At 57.2% G+C, this 17340-nt stretch carries 14 protein-coding genes; 13 read left to right on the top strand and 1 reads right to left on the bottom strand.

From position 1 onward, the window contains the following. The 9 genes from ACW14G_RS02435 to ACW14G_RS02395 form a co-directional block, all read left to right on the top strand. Positions 1-134 (top strand): hypothetical protein (locus ACW14G_RS02435; RefSeq protein ID WP_281549415.1); only part of this gene is annotated, 134 nt, incomplete at its 5' end. Positions 135-286: 152 nt separating this feature from the next. Then, on the top strand, positions 287-571 hold the full coding sequence (gene ihfB / locus ACW14G_RS02430; protein WP_015965094.1) for an integration host factor subunit beta: 285 nt from the start codon (positions 287-289) through the stop codon (positions 569-571). 214 nt (positions 572-785) lie between these two features. Further along, on the top strand, positions 786-3047 hold the full coding sequence (locus ACW14G_RS02425) for a ComEC family protein (protein ID WP_249022087.1): 2262 nt from the start codon (positions 786-788) through the stop codon (positions 3045-3047). A gap of 36 nt (positions 3048-3083) precedes the next feature. Next, entirely contained in the window at positions 3084-4832 is a 1749-nt protein-coding gene (gene msbA, locus ACW14G_RS02420; protein WP_163448511.1) for a lipid A ABC transporter ATP-binding protein/permease MsbA, read from the top strand. Continuing rightward, positions 4829-5809 carry a tetraacyldisaccharide 4'-kinase gene (gene lpxK, locus ACW14G_RS02415; protein WP_249022086.1) on the top strand — a complete coding sequence of 327 codons (981 nt, stop codon included), beginning with the start codon at positions 4829-4831 and terminating at the stop codon, positions 5807-5809. The genes msbA and lpxK overlap by 4 nt, the downstream gene beginning before the upstream one ends. Before the next feature lie 28 nt (positions 5810-5837). Beyond that, a complete protein-coding gene (locus tag ACW14G_RS02410; protein WP_249022085.1) occupies positions 5838-7070 on the top strand; it encodes a winged helix-turn-helix domain-containing protein in 1233 nt (410 codons plus the stop codon). Positions 7071-7121: 51 nt separating this feature from the next. Next, complete coding sequence (gene ycaR / locus ACW14G_RS02405; protein WP_035892430.1) at positions 7122-7304, top strand: protein YcaR; 183 nt, start codon at positions 7122-7124, stop codon at positions 7302-7304. Beyond that, the gene (gene kdsB / locus ACW14G_RS02400; protein WP_249022084.1) at positions 7301-8047 is read left to right on the top strand and encodes a 3-deoxy-manno-octulosonate cytidylyltransferase; all 747 of its coding nucleotides are present in this window, start codon (positions 7301-7303) and stop codon (positions 8045-8047) included. The genes ycaR and kdsB overlap by 4 nt, the downstream gene beginning before the upstream one ends. A 140-nt stretch (positions 8048-8187) precedes the next feature. Further along, positions 8188-9081: a YcbJ family phosphotransferase gene (locus ACW14G_RS02395; protein ID WP_163448518.1), complete on the top strand. Its 894-nt coding sequence runs from the start codon at positions 8188-8190 to the stop codon at positions 9079-9081. Here the strand turns inward: ACW14G_RS02395 and elyC are convergent. Further along, complete coding sequence (gene elyC, locus ACW14G_RS02390) at positions 9058-9837, bottom strand: envelope biogenesis factor ElyC (RefSeq protein WP_249022083.1); 780 nt, start codon at positions 9835-9837, stop codon at positions 9058-9060. The genes ACW14G_RS02395 and elyC overlap by 24 nt on opposite strands. A 123-nt stretch (positions 9838-9960) precedes the next feature. On the opposite strand from elyC, the gene cmoM reads away from it, so the two are divergent. The 4 genes from cmoM to mukB are packed head-to-tail and all read left to right on the top strand — an operon-like array spanning position 9961 to position 17203. Next, complete coding sequence (gene cmoM / locus ACW14G_RS02385; protein WP_163448522.1) at positions 9961-10755, top strand: tRNA uridine 5-oxyacetic acid(34) methyltransferase CmoM; 795 nt, start codon at positions 9961-9963, stop codon at positions 10753-10755. Next, positions 10748-12070, top strand: a complete 1323-nt coding sequence (gene mukF, locus ACW14G_RS02380; protein WP_163448524.1) for a chromosome partition protein MukF — start codon at positions 10748-10750, stop codon at positions 12068-12070. Before cmoM ends, mukF begins: the two co-directional genes overlap by 8 nt. Next, positions 12051-12755 (top strand): chromosome partition protein MukE, encoded by a 705-nt coding sequence (gene mukE, locus ACW14G_RS02375; protein ID WP_064548815.1) that lies wholly within the window; start codon positions 12051-12053, stop codon positions 12753-12755. The genes mukF and mukE overlap by 20 nt, the downstream gene beginning before the upstream one ends. Then, positions 12755-17203: a chromosome partition protein MukB gene (gene mukB / locus ACW14G_RS02370; protein ID WP_271458612.1), complete on the top strand. Its 4449-nt coding sequence runs from the start codon at positions 12755-12757 to the stop codon at positions 17201-17203. The genes mukE and mukB overlap by 1 nt, the downstream gene beginning before the upstream one ends. Positions 17204-17340 lie beyond the last annotated feature (137 nt).

Raw genomic sequence — 17340 nt, 5'->3', positions numbered from 1 at the left:
CAATCAGCCTGTCTGTTCGTGCGAAAGACGAAGCTGACGAGAAAGATGCAATCGCTACTGTTAACAACAAACAGGAAGACGGCAACTTCTCCAACGCTATGGCTGAAGCATTCAAAGCAGCTAAAGGCGAGTAATCTTGCTCATTCGGGTTTAACAACCTGAATTGTGATGAGTTTACTTGACAGATTGCAGGTTTCGGCCTGTAATCTAGCACAAAGGGCGGCTACGGCCGCCCTTGTTTAATAAGCTGTTAGCTAATTTTCCTTGAAAGGAAACCGGAGGAATCATGACCAAGTCAGAATTGATTGAAAGACTTGCCAGCCAGCAATCTCATATCCCTGCCAAAGCAGTGGAAGATGCGGTAAAAGAGATGCTGGAGCATATGGCCTCAACCCTGGCCCAGGGCGAGCGCATTGAAATCCGCGGTTTCGGCAGCTTCTCTCTGCACTATCGAGCACCACGTACCGGGCGTAACCCGAAAACTGGCGACAAAGTGGAACTGGAAGGCAAATATGTGCCGCACTTCAAGCCGGGTAAAGAACTGCGCGACCGCGCCAATATTTACGATTGAGTTTTGACCGCTAACCGGCGGTAACTTGGTTGAGAGAAAAGCACCTGCGGGTGCTTTTTTCGTTTTTAGATGCCCACTCTGGAATCACTCTCGCGTTTTTTTCGCAATGCCTGCACGCAACGAATATTCATCTGACACCACCACGCAAGTTTGAAAAACCGCTCACGACAATCGTTTTATCCTACGCGACACTCCTGATAACAAGGAGGTGTCAATGCGTTTACCGCAGCTGGCTGGCTATGTGCTGGCTGGAATCTTACCGCTGAGTGTGCTGCCAGAACTGCCCGCGCTTTGGTGTATTAAGCTTGCCATTGTCGCGCTGATTATTCTCAGCGCGTGTGGACGGTTGGGGCGCTCCGCTTCGTTGGTGGGGCTTATGTTCTGTTGGGGCGTTCTGGCAGCGTGGCAGGTGCAGTGGCCTGCACTGACGCTGCCGGGAAAAAATCGTCAGGTTGAGTTGACGATAACGCAGACTGACGGACAAACGACACATCAGGGCATGATTACCCGGCTGGAAGGTCAGCGCCTGTTCCCCGGCACCGCGATTACCCTCTACGGTAGCTATCTGCCGCAGCCGCCGTGCGTCGGGCAGCGTTGGCGGATGACGATTCGTGCGCGCGCCGTTCACGGGCAGCTAAACTCAGGGGGCTTCGATTCCCAGCGTTACGCGTTTTCACAACACCGTGCTTTGACGGGGCGAGCGATCGCTGCGGAATTGTTGCACAATACCTGTAGCCTCCGCGCTCGCTACCTGACATCGCTGCAAACAACCCTCGCGGCCTATCCCTGGCGTGACGTCATGCTGGCGCTTGGAATGGGGGAGAGGCTCTCGGTGGCGCCGGAGATTAAATCGCTAATGCAGCAAACCGGGACTTCACACCTGATGGCGATTTCCGGGCTGCATATTGCGCTTGGCGCTTCACTGGGCTGGCTGTTGGTGCGCGCCGTGCAGTTTTTCCTTCCCGTCTGGCTGATTAACTGGCGTTTGCCGCTCCTGGTGTCACTGGCGAGTGGATTTGCTTACGCGGCGCTGACGGGAATGCAGCCGCCCGCGATGCGCACGGTGGTGGCAGCCGCCGTCTGCTGTCTGCTCCGCTTACAAGCCAGGCGCTGGGCTGGCTGGGAAGTGTGGCTTTGCTGTCTGGCAACCATCCTGTTTCTCGACCCACTGGCGGTGCTGTCCGATAGTCTGTGGTTGTCGGCAGTTGCGGTTGGCGCGCTCATTTTCTGGTATCAGTGGCTACCGTTGCCCGCGTGGGAATATCCACGATGGCTTCGCCCGCTCGCGAGCCTGATCCATCTTCAGCTTGGCTTGATGCTACTGTTAACACCGCTGCAAATCATGTTGTTTCACGGTATCAGCCTCACCTCGCTGTTGGCGAATCTGGTTGCGGTGCCGGTGGTGACATTTATGGCTGTTCCGTTGATTTTGTTGGCGATGTTCCTGCATCTGTGCGGCCCAATGTCGCTGGAAACAATGGCATGGTACGGCGCCGACCGGGTGATGGCGCTGGTGTTTGCTTACTTACGCCTGCTGCCAACCGGATGGTGGTACATTGGCAGCGCATGGCTGGGGCTTTCGCTGCTGCCGTGGGGAGCGTTGATTCTCTGGCGCTTGCATGGCTGGTTGCGCTTTCCGGCGCTTTGGTTGTCGTTAAGCATACTGCTGGCCTTCCCACTGTGGCGTAAAACGCCTGAAAATCAGTGGCAGGTTACCATGCTTGATGTCGGGCAGGGGTTAGCGATGGTTATTTCGCGAGGGGGTAAAGCGTTGCTCTACGATACCGGGCTAGCCTGGCCGGGGGGTGACAGTGGTGAACAGCTGATTGCGCCATGGTTACGCTGGCACGGACTTACGCCTCAGGGCATTATTCTGAGCCACGATCATCTGGATCATCGCGGCGGTCTGCGTTCGCTACAGCAAACTTGGCCGGAGATGTGGGTCAGAAGTCCTCTGGGCTGGGCCGGTCATCAACCCTGCGCGCGCGGGGAATCCTGGCAGTGGCAGGGGTTAACCTTTCGTGCGCTCTGGCCGCTGCCGGGGAAGGCTCAGAAGGGCAATAACGGCTCCTGTGTCGTGAGGGTTGATGATGGCAAAAACAGTATCCTGCTGACGGGAGATATTGAATTATCGGCAGAAATGGCCATGATTAGCCGTTTCTGGCGACCATTTGCGTCTACAATTATCCAGGTCCCACATCACGGTAGCTCGACGTCCTCGGGGATGGCGCTGATTCAACGGGTGGGCGGTGCAGCCGCACTGGCTTCCGCATCCCGCTATAACGCATGGCACATGCCTTCAGCAAAGGTCAGGACGCGCTATCTTCAACGGCAGTATGCCTGGTTCGATACACCGCATCAGGGGCAAATTACACTCACTTTTAGTGCCAATGGCTGGAAGATTGAAGGCTTACGAGATCAACTTTTACCTCGTTGGTATCATCAGTGGTTTGGCGAGGCTCGCGATAACGGGTAGAATATGCGGCTATTTCAACACAAGCTGGTTTTTTGAATGCAGAACGACAAAGATCTCTCCACGTGGCAGACCTTCCGCCGACTCTGGCCAACTATTGCGCCGTTTAAAGCAGGGCTGATCGTGGCGGGCGTGGCGTTAATCCTTAACGCAGCCAGCGATACCTTTATGCTATCGCTTCTTAAACCGTTACTGGATGATGGTTTTGGTAAAACAGACCGCTCAGTGCTGCTGTGGATGCCGCTGGTCGTGATTGGCCTGATGATCCTGCGTGGGATCACAAGCTATATCTCTAGCTACTGTATTTCCTGGGTTTCCGGCAAGGTCGTGATGACCATGCGTCGTCGGCTGTTCAGCCACATGATGGGGATGCCGGTCTCCTTCTTCGATAAGCAGTCCACCGGGACGCTGCTGTCGCGCATCACCTATGACTCTGAGCAGGTGGCATCGTCCTCTTCCAGCGCGTTGATTACCGTGGTGCGTGAAGGGGCTTCCATCATCGGCCTGTTCATCATGATGTTTTACTACAGCTGGCAGCTGTCGGTGATTCTGATTGTGCTGGCGCCTATCGTGTCGATGGCGATCCGCGTGGTGTCTAAACGATTCCGTAGCATCAGTAAAAACATGCAGAACACCATGGGGCAGGTGACCACCAGCGCGGAACAGATGCTAAAAGGGCATAAAGAAGTGCTGATGTTCGGTGGCCAGGAAGTGGAAACTAAGCGTTTTGATAAGGTCAGCAACAAGATGCGTCTGCAGGGGATGAAGCTGGTCTCCGCGTCGTCTATCTCTGACCCAATCATCCAGCTGATTGCCTCTCTGGCGCTGGCATTTGTCTTGTATGCCGCCAGCTTCCCAAGCGTCATGGAAACGTTGACTGCCGGTACCATTACCGTGGTCTTCTCGTCCATGATTGCGTTGATGCGTCCGCTGAAATCGTTAACTAACGTCAACGCGCAGTTCCAGCGCGGGATGGCAGCCTGTCAGACACTGTTTGCCATTCTGGATAGCGAGCAGGAAAAAGACGAAGGTAAACTGGATATCGAACGTGCCAAAGGCAGCGTTGAATTCCGTAACGTTACCTTCACCTATCCTGGCCGCGAAACCCCGGCGCTGCAAAATATCAACCTGTCGATTCCGGAAGGGAAAACGGTGGCGTTGGTGGGGCGCTCCGGTTCGGGTAAATCCACTATCGCCAGCCTGCTGACCCGCTTCTACGATATCGATGAAGGCGAAATCCTGCTCGACGGGCATGACCTGCGCGAGTACAAGCTGGCATCGCTGCGTAATCAGGTCGCACTGGTTTCGCAGAACGTGCATCTGTTTAACGACACGGTAGCCAACAACATCGCCTATGCGCGCACCGACGAGTTCAGCCGCGAGCAGGTTGAAGAGGCGGCGCGGATGGCCTACGCGATGGACTTCATCAACAAAATGGATAACGGTCTCGATACGGTAATCGGCGAAAATGGCGTTCTGCTTTCCGGCGGCCAGCGCCAGCGTATTGCCATCGCCCGCGCGCTGCTGCGTAACAGCCCAATCCTGATTCTGGATGAAGCGACCTCGGCGCTGGATACCGAATCTGAACGTGCAATTCAGGCGGCGCTGGACGAACTGCAGAAAAACCGCACCTCGCTGGTGATTGCTCACCGTCTGTCCACTATCGAGCAGGCTGACGAAATCATTGTGGTCGAAGACGGACGTATCGTTGAGCGCGGCAGCCATCGCGATCTGCTCGAACAGCGCGGCGTCTACGCACAGCTGCATAAAATGCAGTTTGGCGAATGATAGCGAAGATCTGGTCCGGCGAATCGCCGCTGTGGCGGCTGCTGCTGCCGCTCTCCTGGCTGTACGGCCTGGTGAGCGGCGTGATTCGCCTGTGTTATCAACTCGGCCTGAAGAAGTCCTGGCGTGCGCCATGCCCGGTTGTGGTTGTGGGTAACCTGACGGCGGGCGGGAATGGTAAAACGCCAGTGGTTATCTGGCTGGTGGAACAGCTTCAGCGTCAGGGAGTACGCGTTGGCGTGGTCTCTCGTGGCTACGGTGGCAAAGCGGACAGCTATCCTCTGCTGCTGAATACCGATACCACTACCGCGCAGGCCGGAGATGAACCTGTGCTGATTTATCAGCGCACCGGCGCGCCCGTGGCGGTTTCGCCGGTGCGGGTTGATGCGGTGAAAGCGCTTCTGGCGGCTCACGATCTTCAAATGATCGTCACCGATGACGGTTTGCAGCACTACCGGCTGGCACGCGATAAAGAGATCGTGGTGATCGACGGTGTGCGCCGCTTTGGCAATGGCTGGTGGTTACCGGCTGGCCCGATGCGTGAACGCGCTTCACGTCTGGATACGGTCGATGCGCGGATCGTCAACGGTGGCGAAGCGCTGCCGGGCGAAATTCCGATGACGTTACGTCCCGGCGATGCCGTCAATCTGCTGACTGGTGAGCGGCAGCCTGTTTCCACACTACAAAACGTGGTGGCGATGGCCGGCATTGGTCATCCGCCGCGTTTTTTTGCCACCCTGAATGATTGCGGCCTGCAACCGGTACGAACGGTGGCGCTGGCCGATCACCAGGCGCTGAGTGAAGCGGATGTGCAGGCGCTGGTCGCGCCAGGACAGATGCTGATCATGACCGAAAAAGATGCGGTGAAATGTCGCCGCTTCGCGCAGAAAAACTGGTGGTATCTGCCGGTGGACGCCGTGCTTTCCGGCGATCGCGCGCAGACGCTGCTGCAGGAATTGATTACCCTCGCACGGCGCTAAACCGCGTCGGCGAAAGCAGGGGAACGGCATGGCAGAACTGCAACTCACCCTTCGCGCCGCGCGGCATCTGCATCTGGCGGCACAGGGCCTTCTTACCCGTCCACGTCGTCAGCCTCAGACGACGGATATTCTCCGTACCATTCAGCAAATGTCTTTGCTGCAAATCGACACCATTAACGTGGTGGCCCGTAGCCCGTATCTGGTGCTCTTCAGCCGTCTTGGCGCCTATCCTTCATCGTGGCTCGATGAAGCGCTCGCGCGCGGCGAGCTGATGGAGTACTGGGCGCATGAAGCGTGTTTCCTGCCGCGCAGCGATTTTGCGCTGGTGCGCCATCGTATGCTGGCGCCGCATAACATGGGCTGGAAGTATCACCAAAGCTGGATGGATGAGCACGCCGCCGAGATTGCGGCTCTGAAAGCGCATATCGCTGAGAATGGCCCGGTGCGCTCCGCCGATTTTGCACACCCGCGTAAGGGGCAGAGCGGCTGGTGGGAGTGGAAACCGCACAAGCGACACCTTGAGGGGCTGTTTACCGCAGGCGAAGTTATGGTGGTCGAGCGGCGAAACTTCCATCGCGTATACGATCTGACGGAGCGCGTCATGCCGCAGTGGGACGATCGCCGGGACGCGCTTGCGCAACCGCAGGCCGAAGCCCTGATGCTGGAAAACAGCGCTCGCAGCCTGGGCATTTTTCGTCCTCAGTGGCTGGCGGACTATTATCGATTGCGCCAGCCGGATCTCCGCACGCTGCTGGCGCAGTGGCAGGAGCAGGAACAGGTGGTACTGGTAAACGTTGAACAGCTTGGCGAGATGTGGGTACATCACAGCTTACAACCCGAGCTGGCGCGGGCGGCGGAAGGTAAACTCAATGCGACCCACAGTGCGGTGTTATCACCTTTCGATCCGGTCGTCTGGGATCGTAAACGCGCCGAACAGTTTTTCAATTTTACCTATCGGCTGGAGTGCTACACGCCCGCGCCGAAACGGCAGTACGGCTATTTTGTCCTGCCGTTGCTGCACCGTGGTGAGTTAGTTGGCCGCATGGATAGCAAAATGCACCGTAGCGACGGCGTGCTGGAAATTTTCGCACTGTATCTGGAAGAGGGCGTGCGGGTCAGCCAGCATCTGGAAAAAGGTCTGATGCAGGCCATCAACGATTTTGCCCGCTGGCAGGGGGCGACGCGTGTGACCCTCGGCGCGGTGGCGGAAAAACTCTTTCTCCATCAACGACACGGTTGGGAGATTGACGCCGACCGGTAGCGCTCTATGATATGCTGCACTGGTTTTCGATACGGCCCATCAGGAGGAACCATGGATCACCGTCTACTAGAAATTATTGCCTGCCCGGTTTGCAACGGCAAACTCTATTACAGCCAGGACAAGCAAGAACTGATTTGCAAACTTGATAATCTGGCGTTTCCCCTGCGTGACGGTATCCCCGTATTGCTGGAAAACGAAGCCCGCGTTTTAGCCGCTGAAGAGAACAGACCATGAGTTTCGTTGTGATTATTCCGGCGCGTTTCGCCTCTACGCGCCTGCCGGGTAAGCCGTTACAGGACATCAACGGTAAACCGATGATTGTGCACGTGCTGGAACGCGCACGTGAATCTGGCGCTGAGCGTATTATTGTTGCGACCGATCATGCCGAAGTCGCGAAAGCCGTTGAAGCGGCGGGCGGTGAAGTGTGCATGACCCGTGCCGATCACCAGTCTGGTACCGAACGTCTGGCGGAAGTGGTGGAAAAATGCGCCTTAAGCGATGACACCGTTATCGTTAACGTGCAGGGCGACGAGCCGATGATTCCGGCGGTCATTATCCGCCAGGTGGCGGAAAACCTGGCCGCGAGCCAATCCGGTATGGCGACCCTCGCAGTACCGATTCACGATGCGGAAGAAGCGTTTAACCCCAATGCGGTAAAAGTGGTTATGGATAAAGACGGCTACGCGCTGTATTTCTCCCGTGCGACCATTCCGTGGGATCGTGACCGCTTCGCCAAAAGCCGCGAAGAAATTGGCGACACCCTGCTGCGCCACATCGGTATCTATGGCTACCGTGCCGGCTTTATTCGCCGCTATGTTAACTGGGCGCCAAGTCCGCTGGAGCATATTGAGATGCTCGAGCAGCTGCGAGTGCTGTGGTACGGCGAAAAAATTCACGTTGCCGTCGCCAAAGAAGTGCCGGGAACGGGGGTTGATACGCCGGAAGATCTGGCCCGCGTCCGCGCCGAACTGAAGTAATCCTGCCGCCCCCTGCTTCTCAGGGGGCGGCTTCCTGCCGGGTATTTCTGACTTTCTGTTTCAATTTTGATCTTGTCTGGTGAAATTCACTTTTCATATGCTCATTATGAAAGCAATGGCTTTTATGGGGGTAATCGGATATGGAACAGCTACGGGTAGAACTCAGCCATCTTTTGGGTGAATCGCTCAGCCGCGTAGAGTGCATCAACGAGCAAACGGATACCGCGTTGTGGTCGTTGTATGATGCCGAAGGCAATGCCATGCCGCTGCTGGCGCGCAGCTTTACGTCCCCCGGCCTGGCTCGCCAGCTGGCATGGAAATTCTCAACGCTGGCGCGTCACGGCACCGTGCGGATGCCGGTAGTGTATGGCGTGATGACCCACGAAGAGCACCCTGGGCCGGATGTCTTGCTGCTGGAGCGACTGCGGGGAGTTCCTGCTGAAGCGCCCACCCGTAATCAGCAACGCTGGGACGCGTTAAAAGATCAGATTGTCGAAGCGCTGCTGGCGTGGCATCGGGTAGACAGTGCGGGTTGCGTTGGCTTTGTGGATAGCACTCAGGAAAACAGCTGGCCGCAATGGTATCGACAGCGAATCGAAGTGCTGTGGGGCACGTTGAACCTGTATCAGAATACTGGGCTGACCATGCAGGATAAGCGACTGCTGTTCCGCACCCGCGAATGTCTGGAGGCGCTGTTTGAGGGCTTTAGCGATAACTGCGTGTTGGTGCACGGTCATCTTACTTTACGCAGCATGCTGAAAGATTCGCGCAGCGATCAACTGCTGGCGATGGTCGGCCCGGGGCCGATTCTGTGGGCGCCGCGCGAATACGAGCTGTTCCGCCTGCATGAAAGCCCGCAGGCGGAACAGCTGTTATGGCACTACCTCCAGCGCGCGCCGGTCGCCGAAGCGTTTCTCTGGCGGCGCTGGCTGTATCTGTTGTGGGATGAGGTCGAGAAGCTGGTCAACACGGGAAAATTTAACCGCGCCAATTTTGACCTCGCCTCGAAATCACTGCTCCCCTGGCTCTCCTGAATCGCCTTTCAGCCATTGCCAGATGCGCCCCAGCGTTTCATAGCCTACCCGGTCGCTGTGCATCAGCCAGACCGGGGAAGGGAGAATGCGCTCCCACGGATTCAGCGGCGAGGTGATAGCCAACTGGTTCGCCGGCGCGGGCAGCGGATGCAGGCCAACGTGCTGGAAGAAAATCATCGCGCGCGGCAGATGCGACGCCGACGTCACCAGCAGGAATGGGGCATCACCAATGGCGGCTTTCACCGCGCTCGCCTCTTCTTCCGTATCTTTTGGTGTATCCAGCACGATAATCTCGCTGCGCGGTACGCCAAGGCTTTCCGCGACCCGCGCACCCACTTCGGCGGTACTGACCGGGTTGGTTAATGCCGGGGCGCCGGTGAAGATCATCTTCGACCCTGGATTGGCCTGCCACAGGCGAATCCCTTCCGCCAGCCGCGGTAGGCTATTGCTAATCAGGTTTGAGCTGGGCGCCCACTGTGGGTTCCACGTATAACCGCCGCCGAGCACCACCACATACTGCGCTGGCTGCTCGCCGCGCCATGTCGGGTACTTATCTTCAATAGGTTTAAGCAGGCCGTCGGCAACAGGTTGCAGGCTCAGCAGCAGTAAAAAAAGCCAGCCAGCGGTGATGGCGCATTTACCCGTTTTCTGGAAGCGGGTAAACCACACCAGGACTATTCCCAAACCGATCAATAAAAGCAGCAAAGGTAGCGGCAGCATCATGCCGCCGATAAACTTTTTCAGCATAAAAAGCATTCTATTGAGTACCTTTTTTAACCATCTGACGCATGAATGCAGGGATATTACACCAGATAGCTTCATTCTCGCCGTGGGTGTGACAAAATAGACCCTTTGTGGCTGGTGATGGAAGGACGTCCCGTGCAGGATCGCAATTTCGATGACATTGCGGAAAAGTTTTCGCGCAATATTTATGGCACCACCAAGGGCCAGCTGCGCCAGGCTATTCTGTGGCAGGATCTTGATGTGCTGCTCGCCGCCATGGGCACGCAGCCGCTGCGCATTCTGGACGCCGGCGGCGGTGAAGGCCAGACGGCGATCAAAATGGCGGAGCGCGGTCATCATGTGACGCTGTGCGATCTTTCTGCCGAGATGATCGCCCGTGCAAGTCAGGCTGCCAGCGACAAAGGTGTGAGCCACAACATGCATTTCATACAATGCGCGGCGCAGGACGTGGCCGGGCATTTGGAAAGCCCGGTTGATCTGATATTGTTTCACGCTGTACTGGAGTGGGTGGCCGAACCGCAGGAGGCGTTAAACACGCTGTGGTCGGTGCTGCGTCCAGGCGGCGCATTATCATTAATGTTCTACAATGCAAACGGCCTGTTGATGCATAACATGGTGGCGGGCAACTTTGATTATGTTGCTCTTGGCATGCCGAAAAAGAAAAAGCGTACGCTGTCGCCGAACTACCCGCGCGACCCGCAGCAGGTCTATAGCTGGCTGGAAGAGATTGGCTGGCAAATTAACGGGAAAACCGGCGTGCGAGTGTTTCATGACTATCTGCGCGATAAGCATAAACAACAGGATAGCTATGACATCCTGCTGGAGCTGGAAACGCGCTATTGCCGTCAGGAACCTTATATCAGCCTGGGGCGCTATATTCATGTCACCGCGCTTAAGCCGCAGACAGAAACAAGGATAAACGATGAGTGAATTTTCCCAGACAGTCCCCGAACTGGTTGCCTGGGCCAGAAAAAATGATTTCGCCATTTCGCTACCCGTCGATAGGCTCTCATTTTTGCTGGCTATCGCAACGCTGAACGGCGAGCGGCTGGAAGGTGAAATGACGGAAGGCGAGCTGGTGGATGCGTTCCGTCACGTCAGTGATGCGTTTGAGCAAACCAGTGAAACCATCGGTACGCGCGCCAACAACGCGATTAACGATCTGGTTCGCCAACGTCTGCTGAACCGCTTTACCAGCGAAATCACGGAAGGAAACGCCATCTATCGTCTGACGCCGCTGGGCATTGGCATTACCGACTACTATATTCGCCAGCGTGAATTTTCGACGTTGCGCCTGTCAATGCAGCTGTCGATTGTGGCCAGCGAGCTGAAAAGAGCTGCCGATTCGGCGGAAGAGGGCGGCGATGAGTTTCACTGGCACCGCAATGTTTACGCGCCGCTGAAATATTCGGTGGCGGAGATTTTTGACAGCATCGACCTGACGCAGCGCATCATGGATGAGCAGCAACAGTCGGTCAAAGATGACATCGCGCAGCTGCTGAATAAAGACTGGCGCGCGGCGATCTCCAGCTGTGAGCTTTTGCTGTCCGAAACCTCCGGCACGTTACGCGAATTGCAGGATACGCTGGACGCGGCGGGCGATAAGCTGCAGGCGAACCTGCTGCGCATTCAGGATGCCACGCTGAGTCATAACGATCTGCATTTTGTCGACCGGCTGGTGTTCGACCTGCAAAGCAAGCTCGACCGTATCGTTAGCTGGGGTCAGCAGGCCATTGACCTGTGGATCGGCTACGATCGTCACGTGCATAAGTTTATTCGTACCGCTATCGATATGGATAAAAACCGCGTCTTTGCTCAGCGCTTGCGCCAGTCAGTGCAGTCCTACTTCGACGCGCCGTGGGCGCTCACCTACGCCAGCGCCGACCGTTTGCTGGACATGCGTGATGAAGAGATGACGCTGCGCGACGAAGAGGTCACCGGCGAACTTCCGCCGGACTTAGAGTTCGAAGAATTTAACGAAATCCGCGAACAGCTTGCCGCGCTGATCGAAGAACAGTTGGCTATCTATAAAACCAAACAGCTGCCGCTGGACCTCGGTCTGGTGGTGAAAGAGTATCTGGCTCAGTATCCGCGAGCGCGCCACTTCGACGTGGCGCGTATTGTGGTTGACCAGGCGGTTCGTTTGGGCGTAGCGCAAGCAGATTTCACCGGACTGCCGGCCAAATGGCAGGCAATTAATGATTACGGAGCCAAGGTACAGGCGCATGTCATTGACAAATATTGAACAAGTGATGCCGGTTAAACTGGCACAGGCCCTGGCCAACCCCCTTTTCCCTGCGCTGGATAGCGCGCTGCGTGCTGGCCGCCATATTGGCCTGGACGAGCTCGACAACCACGCTTTCTTGATGGATTTCCAGGAGTACCTGGAAGAGTTTTACGCCCGCTACAACGTTGAACTGATCCGCGCGCCGGAAGGGTTCTTCTATCTGCGCCCGCGTTCTACCACGCTGATTCCGCGTTCGGTTCTCTCCGAACTGGACATGATGGTCGGCAAAATTCTTTGCTACCTCTACCTCAGCCCGGAACGTCTGGCAAATGAAGGCATCTTCACCCAGCAGGAACTGTACGATGAGCTGCTGGCGCTGGCCGATGAAGCCAAACTGTTGAAACTGGTTAACAACCGTTCCACCGGTTCTGACCTTGACCGTCAGAAGTTACAGGAAAAGGTGCGTTCTTCGCTCAACCGCCTGCGCCGTCTGGGCATGGTGTGGTTTATGGGCCATGACAGCAGTAAATTCCGCATCACCGAATCGGTGTTCCGCTTCGGCGCCGATGTGCGTTCCGGCGATGACGCGCGCGAAGCGCAGCTGCGCATGATTCGCGACGGGGAAGCCATGGCGATAGAAAACCATCTGCAGCTCAATGACGAGAACGACGACCATCAGCAGGATAGCGGGGAGGAAGAATAATGATCGAACGTGGTAAATTTCGTTCGCTAACGCTGATTAACTGGAACGGGTTCTTTGCCCGTACTTTCGATCTGGATGAGCTGGTCACCACGCTGTCCGGCGGTAACGGTGCCGGTAAATCGACCACCATGGCGGCCTTCGTCACGGCGCTGATCCCCGACTTAACGCTGCTGCACTTCCGTAATACCACCGAAGCGGGGGCCACCAGTGGTTCACGCGATAAAGGTCTGCACGGTAAGCTGAAAGCGGGCGTCTGCTACTCGGTGCTTGACGTGATGAACTCGCGTCACCAGCGCGTGGTGGTCGGCGTGCGTCTGCAACAGGTGGCGGGGCGCGATCGTAAAGTCGACATTAAGCCATTCGCCATTCAGGGACTGCCAACCTCTATTCAGCCGACCCAGTTGCTGACTGAAACGCTGAACGAGCGCCAGGCGCGCGTGCTGACGTTGCAGGAGCTGAAAGATAAGCTTGAGACCATCGAAGGCGTACAGTTCAAGCAGTTCAACTCGATAACCGACTACCACGCGCTGATGTTCGATCTGGGCATCGTCGCGCGTCGTCTGCGCTCTGCCGCTGACCGTAGTAAATTCTATCGCCTGATTGAAGCCTCGCTGTACGGCGGTATTTCCAGCGCGATTACCCGCTCGCTGCGTGACTACCTGCTGCCGGAAAACAGCGGCGTGCGTAAAGCGTTCCAGGATATGGAAGCGGCGCTGCGTGAAAACCGGATGACGCTGGAAGCGATTCGCGTCACCCAGTCTGACCGCGACCTGTTCAAGCATCTGATCTCCGAAGCCACCGACTACGTGGCCGCCGACTATATGCGCCACGCCAACGAGCGCCGTGTGCATCTGGATAAAGCGCTGGAGTACCGTCGCGAACTGTTTACCTCCCGCTCGCAGCTGGCGGCGGAACAGTACAAGCACGTCGACATGGCGCGTGAGCTACAGGAACACAACGGCGCGGAAGGCGATCTCGAAGCCGATCACCAGGCTGCCAGCGACCACCTGAACCTGGTGCAGACCGCGCTGCGTCAGCAGGAAAAAATTGAGCGCTATGAAGCGGATTTAGACGAGCTGCAAATTCGCCTCGAAGAGCAGAACGAAGTGGTGGCGGAAGCCGCCGAACAGCAGGAAGAGAACGAAGCGCGCGCCGAAGCCGCCGAGCTGGAAGTGGATGAGCTGAAAAGCCAGCTCGCCGACTACCAGCAGGCGCTGGACGTGCAGCAAACGCGCGCCATTCAGTACACCCAGGCGCTACAGGCGCTGGAACGCGCGAAAGCGCTGTGCCACCTGCCGGATTTAACCCCTGACAGCGCAGCGGAATGGCTGGAAACCTTCCAGGCCAAAGAGCAGGAAGCGACGGAAAAACTGCTGTCGCTCGAGCAGAAAATGAGCGTTGCCGAGACGGCACACAGCCAGTTTGAGCAAGCCTATCAGCTGGTGGCGTCAATCAACGGCCCGCTGGCGCGTAACGAAGCCTGGGACGTGGCGCGTGAACTGTTGCGCGACGGCGTAAACCAGCGTCACCTGGCGGAACAGGCGCAGCCGCTGCGCAGCCGTCTGAATGAGCTGGAACAGCGTCTGCGCGAACAGCAGGAGGCCGAGCGTCTGCTGGCCGATTTCTGCAAGCGTCAGGGCAAACAGTACGACATTGACGATCTTGAAAACCTGCATCGTGAGCTGGAAGCGCGCATCGCCGCTCTGAGTGATAGCGTGACTGACGCTCGCGAGCAGCGTATGCAACTGCGCCAGGAACAGGAACAGCTGCAATCGCGTATCTCCGCGCTGATGCACCGCGCGCCGGTCTGGCTGGCGGCGCAGAACAGCCTGAGCCAGCTGTGCGAGCAGAGCGGCGAGCAGTTCGAGTCGAGTCAGGATGTGACCGAATACCTTCAGCAACTGCTGGAGCGCGAGCGCGAAGCGATCGTGGAACGCGACGAAGTGGGCGCGCGCAAACGTGCCGTCGATGATGAAATCGAGCGCTTAAGCCAGCCGGGCGGTTCCGAAGACCCGCGCCTTAACGCGCTGGCTGAACGTTTTGGCGGCGTACTGCTGTCGGAAATCTATGATGACGTCAGCCTGGACGACGCGCCGTACTTCTCCGCGCTGTATGGTCCGTCGCGTCATGCCATCGTGGTGCCGGATCTGTCGCAGATCGCCGAGTATCTGGAAGGGCTGGAAGATTGCCCGGAAGATCTCTACCTGATTGAAGGGGATCCGCAATCCTTCGATGACAGCGTGTTCAACGTCGACGAGCTGGAAAAAGCGGTAGTGGTGAAGACCGCCGACCGCCAGTGGCGTTATTCGCGCTTCCCGGCGGTGCCGCTGTTTGGCCGCGCCGCGCGCGAAAGCCGCATTGAGAGCCTGCACGCCGAGCGTGAAGTGCTGTCTGAACGTTTTGCGACCCTGTCGTTCGATGTCCAGAAAACCCAGCGTTTGCATCAGGCGTTCAGCCGCTTTATCGGCAGTCACCTGTCGGTGGCGTTTGACGACGATCCGGAAGCGGAAATTCGCAAGCTGAATACCCGTCGCAACGAGCTGGAACGCGCGCTGAGCAGCCACGAAAGCGATAACCAGCAGCAGCAGGCGCAGTACGAACAGGCGAAAGAGGGCGTTGCGCTGCTCAACCGTCTCCTGCCGCGTCTGAGCCTGCTGGCCGATGAAACGCTGGCCGATCGCGTGGATGAAATTCAGGAGCGTCTGGATGAAGCGCAGGAAGCGGCGCGCTTTATTCAGCAGCACGGTAACCAGTTGGCGAAACTTGAGCCGATGGTCTCTGTACTGCAGAGCGACCCGGAGCAGTTTGAACAGCTGAAAGAAGATTACGCCTGGTCGCAGCAGGTACAGCGCGAAGCGCGTCAGCAGGCGTTTGCCCTGACCGAAGTCGTGCAGCGTCGCGCCCACTTTGGTTACTCTGACTCAGCGGAAATGCTGAGCGGCAACAGCGACCTGAACGAAAAATTGCGCGAACGTCTGGCGCAGGCAGAAAGCGAGCGTAGCCGCGCGCGTGAAGCCATGCGCACGCACGCTGCGCAGGTGAGTCAGTACAGCCAGGTGCTGGCGTCGCTGAAGAGCTCCTACGACACCAAGAAAGAGCTGCTCAACGATCTCTACAAAGAGCTGAAAGATATTGGCGTACGTGCTGATGCGGGTGCAGAAGAGCGTGCGCGCATTCGCCGTGACGAGCTGCACGCGCAGCTGAGCAACAACCGTGCGCGCCGTAACCAGCTGGAAAAAGCGCTGACCTTCTGCGAAGCGGAGATGGATAACCTGACCCGTAAGCTGCGCAAGCTGGAGCGTGATTATCTCGAAATGCGTGAGCAAGTCGTCAGCGCGAAAGCGGGATGGTGCGCGGTGATGCGTCTGGTGAAAGACAATAACGTTGAACGTCGCCTGCACCGCCGCGAGCTGGCCTATCTCTCCGCAGACGATCTGCGTTCAATGTCGGATAAAGCATTGGGCGCGCTGCGTCTGGCGGTTGCGGATAACGAACATCTGCGTGACGTGCTGCGTATGTCGGAAGATCCGAAGCGTCCTGAGCGTAAGATTCAGTTCTTCGTGGCGGTATATCAGCATCTGCGCGAACGTATCCGTCAGGATATTATCCGCACCGATGATCCGGTAGAAGCCATCGAACAGATGGAAATCGAACTGAGCCGTCTGACTGAAGAACTGACCAACCGTGAACAGAAGCTGGCAATCAGCTCACGCAGCGTGGCGAATATTATTCGCAAAACCATTCAGCGCGAGCAGAACCGTATTCGCCAGCTGAACCAGGGGCTGCAGAGCGTGTCGTTCGGCCAGGTGAACAGCGTACGTCTGAACGTCAACGTGCGCGAGAGTCACTCAACGCTGCTGGACGTGCTCTCTGAGCAGCACGAACAGCATCAGGATCTGTTCAACAGCAACCGTCTGACCTTCTCGGAAGCGTTGGCGAAGCTGTACCAGCGCCTGAACCCGCAGATCGATATGGGCCAGCGTACGCCGCAGACTATTGGTGAAGAGCTGCTCGACTACCGTAGCTACCTGGAGATGGAAGTTGAGGTTAACCGTGGTTCTGATGGCTGGCTGCGCGCGGAGTCCGGCGCGCTGTCGACCGGTGAGGCGATCGGTACCGGGATGTCGATTCTGGTGATGGTGGTGCAGAGCTGGGAAGATGAGGCACGACGTCTGCGCGGTAAAGATTTGTCACCGTGCCGTCTGCTGTTCCTTGATGAAGCCGCGCGTCTCGATGCGCGTTCTATCGCCACGCTGTTCGAGCTGTGCGAACGCCTGGAGATGCAGCTGATTATCGCGGCGCCGGAAAACATCAGCCCGGAGAAAGGCACAACCTACAAGCTGGTGCGTAAAGTGGTACACAACCACGAACATGTACACGTGGTGGGGCTGCGCGGCTTTGCTGCTCAGTTACCGGAAACCTTACCAGGGACCGCCGACGCGTCATAATCGTCGCCCAGAGGCGCGCAGCGACTCCGGGAAACGGTCCATGTGTCCGAATACAGAATCTAAGGCGACAGCAATGTCGCCTTTTTTGTTATCTGTTTTTCGCCGCCAGCGCGTTATTATCTTTAGACTTCTTTACA

The sequence above is a fragment of the Kluyvera sp. genome, from assembly GCF_965301105.1.
Note: the sequence above shows the minus strand (reverse complement) of the source record. Positions and strands in the feature narration are given on the sequence as shown.